13 protein-coding genes and 2 pseudogenes are annotated in these 12,997 nt (G+C 62.9%); 8 read left to right on the forward strand and 7 right to left on the reverse strand.

Features of this window, described 5'->3' with window-relative positions; genetic code table 11:
* Nucleotides 1–106 precede the first annotated feature (106 nt).
* A pseudogene (locus IEY49_RS22115) lies at nt 107–1,014 on the reverse strand (IS3 family transposase); the annotation flags it as partial.
* Between the two features lie 61 nt (nt 1,015–1,075).
* Here IEY49_RS22115 and IEY49_RS20580 point away from each other — a divergent pair.
* Nucleotides 1,076–1,231 carry a response regulator gene (locus IEY49_RS20580; protein ID WP_189012193.1) on the forward strand — a complete coding sequence of 52 codons (156 nt, stop codon included), beginning with the start codon at nt 1,076–1,078 and terminating at the stop codon, nt 1,229–1,231.
* Between the two features lie 39 nt (nt 1,232–1,270).
* Here the strand turns inward: IEY49_RS20580 and IEY49_RS20585 are convergent, their stop codons facing one another.
* The 3 genes from IEY49_RS20585 to IEY49_RS20595 all read right to left on the reverse strand — a co-directional run bounded on the left by IEY49_RS20585 (nt 1,271) and on the right by IEY49_RS20595 (nt 2,854).
* Nucleotides 1,271–1,561, reverse strand: a complete 291-nt coding sequence (locus IEY49_RS20585; RefSeq protein ID WP_189012195.1) for a hypothetical protein — start codon at nt 1,559–1,561, stop codon at nt 1,271–1,273.
* A gap of 485 nt (nt 1,562–2,046) precedes the next feature.
* A complete protein-coding gene (locus IEY49_RS20590; RefSeq protein ID WP_229780954.1) occupies nt 2,047–2,700 on the reverse strand; it encodes a phosphotransferase in 654 nt (217 codons plus the stop codon).
* Nucleotides 2,609–2,854, reverse strand: coding sequence for a transposase (locus IEY49_RS20595; protein WP_308424686.1), 246 nt, complete (start codon nt 2,852–2,854; stop codon nt 2,609–2,611). Before IEY49_RS20595 ends, IEY49_RS20590 begins: the two co-directional genes overlap by 92 nt.
* Before the next feature lie 89 nt (nt 2,855–2,943).
* Here IEY49_RS20595 and IEY49_RS22030 point away from each other — a divergent pair, with 89 nt between their 5' ends.
* The 3 genes from IEY49_RS22030 (at nt 2,944) to IEY49_RS20610 (ending at nt 5,387) form a co-directional block, all read left to right on the forward strand.
* A complete protein-coding gene (locus tag IEY49_RS22030; protein WP_373291967.1) occupies nt 2,944–3,153 on the forward strand; it encodes a GGDEF domain-containing protein in 210 nt (69 codons plus the stop codon).
* Nucleotides 3,154–3,231: 78 nt separating this feature from the next.
* On the forward strand, nt 3,232–4,929 hold the full coding sequence (locus tag IEY49_RS20605) for a sensor domain-containing diguanylate cyclase (RefSeq protein WP_189012199.1): 1,698 nt from the start codon (nt 3,232–3,234) through the stop codon (nt 4,927–4,929).
* 137 nt (nt 4,930–5,066) lie between these two features.
* Nucleotides 5,067–5,387 (forward strand): hypothetical protein, encoded by a 321-nt coding sequence (locus IEY49_RS20610; RefSeq protein WP_189012228.1) that lies wholly within the window; start codon nt 5,067–5,069, stop codon nt 5,385–5,387.
* Here the strand turns inward: IEY49_RS20610 and IEY49_RS22035 are convergent.
* Together IEY49_RS22035 and IEY49_RS20620 are read right to left on the reverse strand one after the other, a co-directional pair.
* Nucleotides 5,309–5,542, reverse strand: coding sequence for a GGDEF domain-containing protein (locus IEY49_RS22035; protein ID WP_189012207.1), 234 nt, complete (start codon nt 5,540–5,542; stop codon nt 5,309–5,311). The genes IEY49_RS20610 and IEY49_RS22035 overlap by 79 nt on opposite strands.
* A gap of 396 nt (nt 5,543–5,938) precedes the next feature.
* Nucleotides 5,939–6,370 (reverse strand): hypothetical protein, encoded by a 432-nt coding sequence (locus IEY49_RS20620; protein ID WP_189012209.1) that lies wholly within the window; start codon nt 6,368–6,370, stop codon nt 5,939–5,941.
* Nucleotides 6,371–6,579: 209 nt separating this feature from the next.
* Here IEY49_RS20620 and IEY49_RS20625 point away from each other — a divergent pair, with 209 nt between their 5' ends.
* Complete coding sequence (locus tag IEY49_RS20625; RefSeq protein WP_189012212.1) at nt 6,580–6,963, forward strand: hypothetical protein; 384 nt, start codon at nt 6,580–6,582, stop codon at nt 6,961–6,963.
* Nucleotides 6,964–6,991: 28 nt separating this feature from the next.
* Here the strand turns inward: IEY49_RS20625 and IEY49_RS20630 are convergent, their stop codons facing one another.
* Nucleotides 6,992–8,608, reverse strand: a complete 1,617-nt coding sequence (locus IEY49_RS20630) for an HD domain-containing phosphohydrolase (protein WP_189012220.1) — start codon at nt 8,606–8,608, stop codon at nt 6,992–6,994.
* Nucleotides 8,609–9,697: 1,089 nt separating this feature from the next.
* Here IEY49_RS20630 and IEY49_RS20635 point away from each other — a divergent pair.
* The 3 genes and pseudogenes from IEY49_RS20635 to IEY49_RS20645 form a co-directional block, all read left to right on the forward strand.
* A pseudogene (locus IEY49_RS20635) lies at nt 9,698–10,192 on the forward strand (transposase); the annotation flags it as partial.
* A 48-nt stretch (nt 10,193–10,240) separates the two neighbouring features.
* On the forward strand, nt 10,241–12,112 hold the full coding sequence (locus IEY49_RS20640; protein ID WP_189012226.1) for an HD domain-containing phosphohydrolase: 1,872 nt from the start codon (nt 10,241–10,243) through the stop codon (nt 12,110–12,112).
* A 144-nt stretch (nt 12,113–12,256) separates the two neighbouring features.
* Nucleotides 12,257–12,898, forward strand: a complete 642-nt coding sequence (locus IEY49_RS20645; RefSeq protein WP_189012222.1) for a hypothetical protein — start codon at nt 12,257–12,259, stop codon at nt 12,896–12,898.
* Nucleotides 12,899–12,997: the final 99 nt, after the last annotated feature.

The following is a 12,997-nucleotide window of genomic DNA, read 5'->3' on the forward strand; positions in this document are numbered from 1 at the left end:
ACTCGACCCTTGGGTATCTCAGCCCTGCCGAGTTCGAAGCCCACCATCTTGCCAGACAGCCAGCCGCCGCTTAACTTGAAGTACGCAAAACCGGCACAACCTCACTCCGGTAGGCGTGACTGGTGTATTGACTTCCTCTGTCGCTGTGATGGATCAGCCCCGGCGGCGGGCGCCACCGGTCGAAGGCCATCCTCAGCGCCGAGAGCGGCAACTCGGTGGTGAGCCGCTCCCCCATGGACCAGCCCACCACCAGCCGCGCGTGCGAATCGAGCACGACCGCCAGGTATAACCAGCCCTCTTTGGTCGGCAGATACGACATGTCCACGGCCCAGACCGTAATCGGCCTGGACACGTCGAAGTTCCGCCGCACCAGATCCTCGACAGGCACGTGGGCAGCGTCCGCCTGCGTGGTGGACTTGTACCGTTTACGAACCTTGCCCTGTATGCCCGCCTCATGCATGAGGCGGGCCACCCGACGACGCGAGCAGCGAGTTCCAGCCGCCCGCAATTCGGCGTGGACTCGGGGGACGCCATAGCGTCCCTTGCTGCGGGCATGGATCCACTCAATCTCGGTCTTCAACTCGGTGTCCCTGGTTTCCCTTGTGCTGATCGGCCTTCCTCGCCAGGTGAAGTACCCGCTCCTAGTGACGCTGAGCATGCGGCACATCACGTCGAGACGAAACTCATCCCGGTGGCCCTCGATGAACTCGAAGGCACTCATTGATTTTTCGCGAAGAAGGCCACGGCTTTTTTCAGCACATCACATTCCTGCCGGGCGACGTCCAGCTCGCGTTGCAGTCGCTTGATTTCAGCTTGCTCAGGAGTCAGAGCTTGCTTGCCATGCCCCGGGAAAGCCGCGGGGCCCTGCCCCTCGAATTCCCGAATCCAACGGTGCAACGCCGAGTCACTGATGCCCAGGTTCCGCGCGACCTGCAACACGCTTTGGTCAGGCTCTTTGGCCAGCCGAACAGCTTCCTGCTTGAATTCCTTGCTGTACCTCTTCCGTTCTCCCACAGCCCACCTCGCTCCGATTGTCGAGGCGTTTCCTCAAGTACGCAAAAACGAGGTACTCCCATTGAGCGGTTCGACCTTCGAAGTGGACGCCGAGGAGAGCCGGCAAGCGAGGGTAAATGCGTACATCACCAAGCTGCTTGGGCTCGCCGAGTACACCCGCGTCGTCCAGACCACTCTCAAGACCTGGCACGCCCTGGTGAGTGAGGCTCACCAGTAACCGGCCCGCCGTCCCTGCAGGCGCGACAGCCAGGCTTATTCAGTCGGGTGGGGTCACCCGGATAATGCTGCGGCCCAGCTCCAGCGCACGCGCCCCGCATGGATGCACTGGCGACAGGATGACCAGGAATGATTGCACACCATTCATCCACGCCGCAAAGTCCTGCCAGGCGCCCCGTTCTGCCGCGCGCTGGGCTGCCGTGAGCGCGAAGAGCATGGTGTCATGGTCTGCGTTCGGTTCTATCGCGTGCAGCGCATTCCGGAGTTCGTGCAGCAGGTCCAGCACCATCAGATGCTGCGCATCGTGATGGTGTATGGTCACGTCAGTCATACGGCAGTGTAGGAGTCAGACTTCCTAGATTGCCGCTATTTTTCGACACTGTCCCCCCCCGTCCAGGCGGGTACCCCGGGAGGGAGGGCCCCACTGTGCTGTTCATGCTGACCTCGCACCATCTCTGAAGCTCAGGCGGTGAATGTGCAATTCCGATAGGACGCTGAAGCCTTCGGCGCGCTCGCAGAAATCACCGGTCACCGTTCACCCAGGACTTCAGATCTTATCCAGGCGGAGATAACTCCTCCGAGTTCCCGGCAAGGTCCAGACCGAGCAGCACGTCAGCAAGCAGATAAGGCCGGAAGCCCTCCTGCAGATGATGCTTAAGCTACGAGAACTGGAAATAGGTTATGCGGTCAGCTCCAACCGGTCTGGCGTATCAGCCACGCCCGCGCGATCTCACCCTGCGCCGCCTGAAACGCACGCACCGTCGGCAACCCCGGGGGTGCCGGCCGGAGAGACCGCTCCGTAAAGTACCCCGCCAGTCACGCCACACCCGCCAGCAGATCTGCCGGCGACGGCTGCAGTTCATTAGGGCGACGCGCCATCAGTCCCTCAGGCTGCGGTCCACCCTGCATGGCTACGCTCGGTGCGAAACACGCCACCTCGAACCAGGATGCTCCCACACAGGCATGCGGCCAGTCCACGAACCACACGCCTGGTCCAGGCCCACCCGAGTCCATCAGGAGGTTGTCAGCCCGAATGTCAAAGTGCAGCAGGGTGTCACCCTCCACCGCTTTCGGCGCGTGGGCTTCCAGGGTGACCAGGGCGCCCAGATGCCGGGCACTCCACGCATCGAGGGGCGCCACCAGCTCCCCTGCCGTCTCCGGGTCACTCAAGCGTTTCCAGCCGTTCAGCGACCTCGCCACCGTGTCACCCGCGAGACCCACGGTGGGGGGCCGCAGCGGTGACGGCGTCAGCGCCAACCACAACTTGGTCAGGGCCACCATCACATGGTCCAGGTTATCGCCGCGCCAGGGTAGTTCCGGGGATCGGCCCTGGGCCGCTTCGCACACCAGGACCACCCAGCCGTCGTCCAGGGCAGCTTCAATGTGGTCTCGGACGCTGGGAGGCAGGTCGGTTCCAGCGACGGAACCGACTATGGATCGTGGTCCATTTGCCGAACCGTTCAGGGACATCACGCCAGGGCGCGCCCGTTCGGAGTACCCAAATGATTCCACTGATGCTGGGCCGGTGGTTAAGGTATGGCCGCCCATGACCGACTTGCGGATGCAACAATGGGCCGAGTCGCTGCCGTTGATCGTCAGTAATTTCTTCACGGCACAGCAGCAAATCCTACTGGCAATGGGAGAGCACGTCCCCTTGGCCTACACGCCGTAGGGGCACAGGCGCAGCGTCCGGATACCTTCGCCCTGGTTCTCCTGGATCTCAACAACTTCAAAGAAGTGAATGACAAGCATGGACACCTGGAAGGTGACCGGGTCCTGAAGGAAGTCGCGCTGGCCTTGAAAGAACAGACGCGTGAGTCCGATCAGGTGTTCCGGATGGGTGGCGACGAATTCCTGATTCTGATGGCTGACGCTTCTGAGGAGGATGTCCAGGCGTTGGGGCACAGGCTCTTGTGGGTTTAGGGTTTTGGGGACTCATTTCTGTCACGGGGTTGAAAGAACCGGAACCCTACAGTGCGTCCAATTTCAATCGAGGTGCCCATGATTGCAGCGCTCCCAGACATCCTCACTCACCTCGTCCACTGCCGCACGGACCGGCAGCTACGCGATGAGCTGCAACGCGCACTGGACGCTCACCACCTGCCTCTCCACCTTGTCGGTGATCATCCCTGGACGCTCGAACTCAACGACGGGATCCCAGAACCTCACCTGGAGTACGTCAGATTCTTCACTGCCAGCCTCAACGCACTGCGTCACCAACTCCACCAGCAACAGGACGTCGCGCAATTGTGCACCCTGGCCCTGACTTTCGCCGGCAAGGGCGATTTCAGTGAAGCACTGCAGGACGCGACTGGGCAGCTCAGGCGCATTCTCAAACTCGACAGCCTGACTGGTCTCCGGGACGTGGCCGGCACCCTTCAGGTCGAACCAACTTGGTGTGACGGTCCACCCACCATGAGGCAATTCACGCCCACAGATCTTCACCTCGTTCGAGAGGGCGCCCCTGTCGAGCTCGATGGTGGCGTACTCCTGCCCTTCCCGGGCCAGTACCGCGCCCGCATCGCCTTCTGGATGGAAGCGCCTGCACGCACCTGGACAGAAGATGAGCTCGACCTGCTGGCCCAGACAGCACACGTTGTTGGTATGGAGTACGAACGGGTGCTAGCCCAACGGCATCTGCGGACCCTGCTTCGGCTCCAGGCCAGCTTCCTCAGCATGGATCCGGATGCCGCCTACCAGCCGCTGCTGGAGCGAGCGATCAGCCTGATCCCAGGAGCTGAAAGTGGGTCACTGCTCATCCGGGCGGGGCAACACTTCCAGTACGCGGCAACGGTCAATTTCGACCCTCAGGAACTACAGAACGTGACATTCGAACTCAACGTCACCCGCGACCGCTGGTATGGCCTGGGAGACGACGCCTGGCTTCGGGGGGAACCCCGGATCCTGACGCGCTCGCTGCTGCCGGTCCAGGGGGTGAGCTACCTGAAGGACGGTCGTCCAGCGCACCGGCATCTGGACAGTGTCGACACCCTGGAAGCCAACATCGGTGTACCCATCCTTCACCACGGTCAGGTGTACGGCTTCCTGAATATCGACAACCACACGGACGCAGACGTTTTTGGAAAGGATTCCCTCGAGGTGGCACGAACGTTCGCCGTCCAGGCAGCGGTGCTCCTGCATGAGGCGGCGCAGCGCAGCAGCATTCAGCTGGCGGCCCGCACGGACGCTTTGACCGGGTTGCAGAACCGGCGTGGATTTATGGAGGCGTTGAGGCGGGAGGTGGCGCTGGCCCACCGACACGGAATGCCTCTGGCCATGCTGGTGGCCGATATGCGGGGGTTCAAGGCCGTGAACGACACCCTGGGTCATACGGCAGGCGATGAAGCGCTCATCCGGGTGGGCAATGTGTTGCGGAACGCGCTACGGGCGGGTGATTCCGTGTTTCGCTGGTCACCGCGGGCAGTCACGGAAGGGAATGCCCCAAGTGAGCAGGTGTTCCGGTGGGGTGGGGATGAGTTCGCGGTGCTGCTCCCGGGCACACCGCCAGCCGGAGCGGAGCTGGTGAAAGCCCGGCTTCAGGAAGCCGTGCGGCGCCTTCAGGTGGGGACCTTGGGGCTGGAGTTGAATATGGGTGTGGCCACGCTTCAGACTGGAGACACAGACGGCAGCCGGCTGGTCCATGAGGCCGACGCGGAGATGTACCGCGAGAAGCATGCCCGAATGCCAGCAGGGCGTTAGCGGCAGAGCAAGGGAGTGAGCGCACGACCAACGCATTCCAACTCAAGCCTGTCCGTTCCAACCGCGCAGGCCAGTCCGCGTTCCTATAGACACACAGAAAAAGAACGCTGTTACAGTCCAGCCCTTATCTTGAACGCATGCCAGAAAACCTCCTTGCTCACGTGATCGCCACCGCTCAAACGCTGGCCCGTGACCTGGGAGACGACGCCCTGCTCGACCGCCTCCCCCAGCTCCGCCACCGTGCCCACCTGGACTGCCCGGAAGACCTCCAGCAACTGCTTCACGAATATATGCTGATTAACCACGCACTCTGCCTGCCCGTTCACGGACAGCCGACCCTCGCCACGCGCGACCGCTTGCCGGTGAGCTTCCTGACACGTCAGGCGGGTTCTTCAGACGTACCCTCCAAGGCACTGACGCCAGCACACGGTGGGGGATCCTCCGCCACGACGAGCTGATTCTTTCCCTGCTGTTTGGCGGCGTACATCGCCTGATCTGCCAGTCGTAGTGCCTGCTGCCAAGGCGCTCCAAGCTCCACCCACGCCGCACCCACACTCATCGTGACCGCCAGTGGTCCCAGCGTGTCCAGGAGAGCCTGCGTATCCGCGATCACGGCCTGAAGTCGCTCCTGCGCTTCTGACAGTCAAGTGCCGTGCTGCGGCCAGGATTTCCTGCTTCCGGCGCTTCATGCGCGCTCCGCGAGCTGCCCAGGGGTCCTGCGGCGTGATGAGGGGAACAGAGCCAGCGCACTCGGCATGATCGGGGAGTATAGGTGGCGATGACAGCACCTCCCTGACGACACCGTGAGGCTGTGCGGAAGCAAGCAGCTGCAAGAGAGCAGGCACGCAAACGATGCGGACATGACCGGCACCCTGGCCCGCTGGTCCGTGAGGCTGAACAACACCTGACTCAACCTGAACACGCCGACGAACGACCCTGGAATCCATGCATTCAGGTCATGCATCCATTCAGATCACGACCATTCGCAAGATTTCAAACGCCTTTCTCTCTACCGTTGGCAGATGCGAGCAGCAATGCCGGAAGAAGACTGCAGTCCGAGCCGAGTCAGGTCGCGGGGAAGCTGCGCGTGGACGTACCGAGCATGACCCCACACAACCGCGATCATGACCGCCACCGTCGGCGGTACCAGCCAAGCATCCCACGGCCCGACCGCGCCGTCCACCATCCACAGCACGGGGTAACCCAGTCCGAGGCCTCCCAACCAGTGCGCGTGAACGCCCACCGCAACGCCAGTCAACCAGGAGGCGACCGGCACGTTCAGCATCGTGGCATGCCGCTGCAGCGTTTGGTGGTGGGCGCCGCGCAGTTCCTCGGGAAGCGCGTGAAGATGATCAGTCACCGCGATCTCCCACAGCAGACTCCCCCGGCGGGGATCCGTCAGCAGAACCGCCGTGTATTCAGGATGGCCCGGCCACGTCACCTGTCCAGCATAGGGCGCACGAGTGGAGGGCCGACCTTTAGCAGGGGTTGGTCATTTGGGGGCACATGGCACCTCCACCTGAGCAGCAGGGATACGGAGGCGACCGGAACCCAATAGGGATGACTGATTTCTGTTGCTCCTGTGTCCATGCGGGAGGACACCCAACCTATGCAGATGGCCGAGGCTGTTGGTTCCGCATGCTTTGGGGCATGATCAGCCCCACCACTCACCGCGTGACAGCCCAGGTGCATGACTGGCAGACCGGTCAAGCCACCCGCGAAGAACTGGTCGATGCCCGGACGAGCCTGCCCTCAGGCGAGGAAGTTCATGACGTCCTTCAGGCCCTGGCGTCACCGCTCTCAAGGCCGTGCACCGATCAGGCCGGGCCGTCCGGGACGGACGACTGGCGGCAGGAACTCCTCTCGTGCAATGCCCGCGGGTGGCACGCTCCGCACGCGGCGGGATTACTGGTAGGGCCAAGTAAACTCCTGCTGACGGATGGGGAACGGGCGGTGATTCTGGATGACGCCGGTACGCGGTGCCTGCCTTCCGGGTGGCGCTCTCCCAGCTGCTGCTCGCGCAGACCATCGTGATGGCGTTCTCCCTGTTCCCTGCCCTAAATTACCCCGATTCACTAACGTCACTGTTCAGCGGATTCCCATGATCACCCCAGCCCTCCCCCGGTCTGGGCCGGAGTGTGACTGGCGGGTTCGACCTGGCTGACCCCAGAAAGGGGAGTGTCAGGAACGCCTGCACGACCTGCGGATCGAACTGCCTTCCGCCCTGTACCCTGAGTTCCTCACTGGCCGCCTCAGGCGTCCACGCCGGCTGGTCCGGCTGCGCACTGGTCAAGGTGTCGTACATGTCCACCACGCTGAACACGCGGGCTAGCAGGGGGATCCGCTCACCGACCATCCCGTCCGGATAGCCCGCGCCGTCCCACCGCTCGTGATGGGAACGCACCACTTCCAGCGCCAGCGGATCGAGTCCCGGCAATTGCCGGGCCAGGACGTACCCACGCACTGTGTGGTCACGTCGGGAGGGCCGTTCACCCGCGGTGCACGGCTGCGGTTTCAGCAGCTGATCATCCGGGAGCGCGCTTTTGCCGACGTCATGCAGGTAGGCTCCCTGACGCAGCGCCGACACGTGTTCAGGGGTGAGGCCCAGTTGGACGCCCAGCTGCTGGGCGAGCCGGACCACCCGCAGGGTGTGGCCAGGGGCTTCCAGGCCACGCGCTTCCAGACCAAGACCGACCGCGAGCAGCCCACCTTCCAGCGCCTGCGCGGCGCGGGAAGCGGCTTGCGTCTGCTCGTGAACGTGTGCGAGCCGCAACGCGAGTCCTTCCAGCAGGCGCCGGGCACGCGGGGTGACCACACGCCAGCCCGTGAAATGAGCGAGGCCCAGCACGCCCAGCAGGTGTCCCTGATGCCGGACGGCCACCGCCAGGCAGCTTTTCATGCCTGCCTGCACCCACTCGGCCATCGCGTACGGCTCAGCCGGGTAATCGTTACTCCAAGCGGTTCCGCGCCGGGCGGCATGTCCGACGAAGCCCACGTTCTCAGGGGTGTCCAGCGTCGTGGCGCGCAGCACCGACAGGTCAGGCAGGTCAGCGTTGGTGTGGGACTCGGTCAGCATGCCGTCCTGAGCCGCGAAGTACGTGCCGGAGTCGAATCCGGTCAGCTGGCGGACGAGCATCAGCCCTTTGGTCACGACCTGCTCCGGGGTGACGAACCCCTCCAGCCGGGCCGCGAAGTCCTCACTCGTGGGGTTGCGCGTGTCAGCCGACAGATCCTGCCCTTCCCGCTGGTGTTCCTTCTGCTCGTACATCTGCGCGTCAGCGAGCGTCATGAGGCGCTCGAACGGGTCGCCGGCGTGTCCCTGGACCACCCCGCACGCGAACGCAGGCAGGGCGCGCCCAGGGGGCCGCAGGCGGCGTTCGACCTCATCCATCCGCTGGCGTGCCTGCTCGTCCGTGCACAAGGACAGCAGCAGCAGGAATTCATCACCACCCCAGCGGGCCAACTGATCGCCTGGACGCAGGGCGTGCTGGAGCGTTTCGGCAGCCTGCCGGATAAACCGGTCGCCCTGGGCGTGGCCTTGGAGGTCGTTGATGGCTTTCAGGCCGTTCAGGTCAAGCATCACCACGCACAGCGGGGTGTGAGGCGCCAGGGCCGCGTATGCGTCCAGCAGCGCGTCCCGGGTCAGCGTGCTGGTGAGGGCGTCCAGCGGCCCGGTCATCGGTGGCCGCCCGAGGTCTGACGGCCGCGGAAAGCACAAGTCAGGCGAAAGGCAGGGTGGCCTGGTGCCCCGCGGGTCCAGGCGGCGGCTTCTGGCCAGGGCGGGCTGAGCACCGTGACCGGCCTGAAATGGATCAACATTGGACAAATTCTACGGAAGCCGGTGCACAGGAGCGTCACCAGCACAACCATAAAGCCAGGAGTGGCGGGGACCGCATGACCCTGTTCCCATCTTGATCGGAGCACTTCCGCCGCAGGCTGATCGACATCGATTACCGTTTCCACGTCAGGACGCACACGCGCCACGCATTGGGCAGCCAATAGCAGGGTCCGCAGACTGTACCGGGCCTGAACCACTCCCCCACCGGGGTTCATCCCTAACCCCGCGGGTGCCGATGCGACCAGGTGCGTCAGGTGTGGGAACACCAGCGCCGGGACCAGCTCCGTCCGGCCTCGAGTCACGCGCATGGTGATGCCGGCGTACCCCGGCACCCTGGCCTGGATGGTGTCCACCATCTCCCGGGCTTCCAGAAGGGTCACGGTGTTCAGGCTGCGCTCAGCATGCGCGCTGGTGAGGCAGAAGGCAGTCAAGAAGATGACCGCTCGCAGACGACATAACCGCATGCCTCAGCATGCCAGCAGGATCTGTGCTGCGCACCTTGGCGGGTGACGCCCCAGGAGGGCACTATGCTCCCCCTCATGTACCCGACCGACTTCCCTCCTATAGACCTCGTACTACAGGAGGACATTGCCTTCAGCCGGCATGGCCTGAAGATCGATTGCACAGTTGTGCGGTGAGGGAAATGGGGGAGGCAAAGCCTCCCCCTATGCAAGTGGTGTCCTGTCAGACCAGTTGCGGTGTCCTGCTCAGGGTCCGGAGATTGACGAGACCCGCGACACAACCCCAGAACACCCCGTGCCGCGCGGTGTCATTCCGGTAGAACTCCCTGCAGATCCGGACCTTCTTGATCTTGCATCATTACCCCGTTTAGGGCTTGAATCGGGACAGCGGCATCACCTGCAGGTCAAGAAAAATGGAGTCGGTATCTAGCCATACCGACTCCACCACAGTTTAGGCCGTCGTCACGTCATCGGCACCCTGTGGCGGTGGGCGAGAAAGCAGTTCAGCGACCACAAGAGTTGCCGGCACCAGAAGGTGACAGATGCTTTCCTCGTCGCGCTTCTCCTGTCGCGGTATGTCTTCAAACATCCGTACCCGTCCATCTGGTGGAACATCCTGAGGGAAGATCGTCCAGGCCTTCCCAGTTACACCCAGGCGTTCACACGCGGCGAGCGTCTCCTGGAACATCTTGAGGCTCTGGTCAGTCCACCTTTGCCCTGTACAGAAGTTGTGGTGGATTCGATGCCCCTGCCGGTCTGTCGTCCGAGACGAGGGAAACGCTGCGCGTTTCATGGTGCGCGGTGGGGATTCGGGACCCAGGGTGATTTCTTCGGCTTCAAACTCCACGCCTGGGTGTCACCGACGGGCCAGGTGATGCAGTACCTCATCCGACCGGCCAACCTGCACGACACGACCGTCGCTTACGAACTGAATGTTAGCTGGACAGACTATAGCGGGCCCAAGTCCTCCCTGTCAGAGTTTGGAGAGAAGCACTCACCTACCTTTAATACAATGCTCGGCGATCCCTCCACCTCCCTATCAGAGAGTGCGAGGTTGGCTGCCCTGCACCGGTATGCGGTGCTGGATACGCCCCCTGAAGCTGCCTTTGACCGGGCCGTGCAGGTCGCAGCGCAAGTCTACGGTGTGCCGATTGCCCTGGTGTCCCTGGTGGATTCGCGCCGGCAGTGGTTTAAAGCGTGCTACGGCGTCGACATGCGGGAAACAGACCGTTCGGTCTCGATGTGCACGCATGCCCTGGATCATGATGGGGTTCTGGTGGTGCCGGACACCATGCAGGATGAACGGTTCGTCGGAAACCCGCTGGTCACCGGCCCGCTCCACATCCGATTTTACGCTGGGGCACCCCTGCTCACACCAGACGGCCTCAAGGTCGGCACGCTCTGCATTCTCGATACAGTGCCGCGCGAGTTCCTGACGCTGGAGCAGATGGCCATATTGCAGGCCCTTGCTGACGGTGTCATCAGCGAACTGGAGTTGCGCCGTACCCTGGCGGAGCAGGCACGCGAACGTCGTGTTCACGCAGCCGTCGTCAAGGCCTCCCTGGACGCGATAATCATCGTCGACCATGACGGGTGCATCCTCGAGTGGAACCCGGCCGCTGAACACCTCCTCGGACACACCAGGGTAAACGTTCTGGGCGAGCAGCTGATGACATTGATCGTGCCAGCCCACCACCATGACCGATACAGGCGGGGTATCGCGCATCTCGTGCAGGAACACACCACCAGTCAGCGACGGTTGGAGACGCCCATTCTGCACTGCGCGGGGCACGCCATTCATTGCGAGTACACCATCACGTCCTTCTGGGTGGATGACGAGCCCATGTACACGGTGTACATCCGTGACCTCACCGAGGTGCGTGCTGCCCGGGAGGCAATGGACGCCAGCCACGCCCTGTTGCGAGCCGTGGTGGACAGTGTTCCAGAAACCATTTTCGTCAAGAATCTGGACCGGCAGTACGTGTTGATCAACACCACGGGCGCTGCACGACTCGGCCAACCGATGGAAGCCATCCTCGGGCGGACGGACGAGGACTACTTTCCTGCCAGTGTGGCCGCCCGTCGCATGCGAGACAAGATCGTATTGGAAACCGGAACACGTATGATCGCCGAATTTACCGAGCAATTCCCGGACGGCACCCACCGGCACTTCTGGACCAGCAAAGACGTGTACCGGGACCCCAGCGGAAACGTGGCCGGACTGATCGGCGCCGCATTCGACATCACTGAGCGCAAGCGAAATGAAGCGACCATCCGCGTACACAACCAGACCCTGCAGGATCAAGTGGAAGAGGCGCAGTTCGAGATCCTTGCGCGGCTCGCGCGCGCTGCCGAATACCGTGACGACGACACCGGTGACCACATGAACCGCGTGGCCATGACAGCTGCGGGTATCGCCCGGGAACTCAAGCTGCCCGACGACACAGTGAGCCTGATCCGGCGTGCCGCACCCATGCATGACGTGGGCAAGATTGGTATCTCCGACTCGATCTTGTTGAAACCAGGCCGCCTGACTCCGGAGGAGTTCGAAGTCGTCAAGTCCCACACCACGATTGGGGCGGGCATCCTGGAAGGTGGGCACTCACCGTTGGTCACGGTCGCCGAAGAAATTGCGCGCACGCACCACGAACGCTGGGACGGCACGGGTTACCCGTCCGGGTTGGTGGGTGAAGCCATTCCGATCACAGGCAGGATCGTGGCGGTTGCGGACGTGCTGGACGCCCTGACCAGCGATCGGCCGTATAAACGAGCGTGGCCGTTTGAGGCGGCGATGGCGGAAATCCGGGCGCAGGCCGGTCGGCATTTCGATCCCCGGGTGGTCGCGGCCCTCGAGCGACTCACGCGTGCCGATCACCCGCGCTGAAGACCAGTCAGCCTGAGCAGCGAAGTTTTCGCTTGTGAAGGCGGTGGTGTTGTCAGATGTTCGTCACGGCGCGTCCCTCACCATGAGAGGGAAGCAGCCGCACAACGAATCCCACCTGCTTGTCGTGACAGGTCGTGAACCCTTATGCAAACAGACTCTTCCCTGCACGCTGCCCCTATTGACGCGACCATACAACTCAAGCGTGGCATGTACCTGCTCACCATAAGCGCGGGCACACTGCTCACATGGATCGTAACGTTCACGCTGCTCGATAACCCCCGTCAGTTCGCGTTCAGCGCCGGCGCTTCAGCGCTCTCCACCGCCATGATCATCGCGCTGGCCATGACCCCACGCGCTGTGCCCTTTGTGGAGCGCGCCTTTGTGGCCCTGTTGTCGTTGTTCCTGCTGACCGGTCTGTTCGTTCGTTTTGCCACGACAGGTCCCACGGCAGGAGGCGCACTGTCGTTCGTGCTGTTTTCCCCCGCCGTGTACTTCTTCGCGTTCCTGATGCTGGGCCTGCAGCGCGGGCTCTACGTATCCCTGGCGTTCTACGTCACGGCCAGTGCCGCGATCCTGAATCACTTTGGTCTGCATCCGGTCGGCCTGAGCGTTGAGGCGGCCGGCGGTTACGCGGTGTACGTCCGCTTCTACCTGTCCGGGTTGATGTTCATTGCGTTCTTCTATGCCATTGCCCATCACCTGAAACGCTCCACCGACGCGAAGAACGAAGCAGAAGCGGTCGCACAGTACGCCTACACCGATACCCTCACTGGCGTACCGAACTGAGGTTGTGCCGGTTTTGCGTACTTCAAGTTAAGCGGCGGCTGGCTGTCTGGCAAGATGGTGGGCTTCGAACTCGGCAGGGCTGAGATACCCAAGGGTCGA

Origin of the sequence: Deinococcus malanensis, assembly GCF_014647655.1 — a bacterium.
Taxonomy (GTDB): Bacteria; Deinococcota; Deinococci; order Deinococcales; family Deinococcaceae; genus Deinococcus; species Deinococcus malanensis.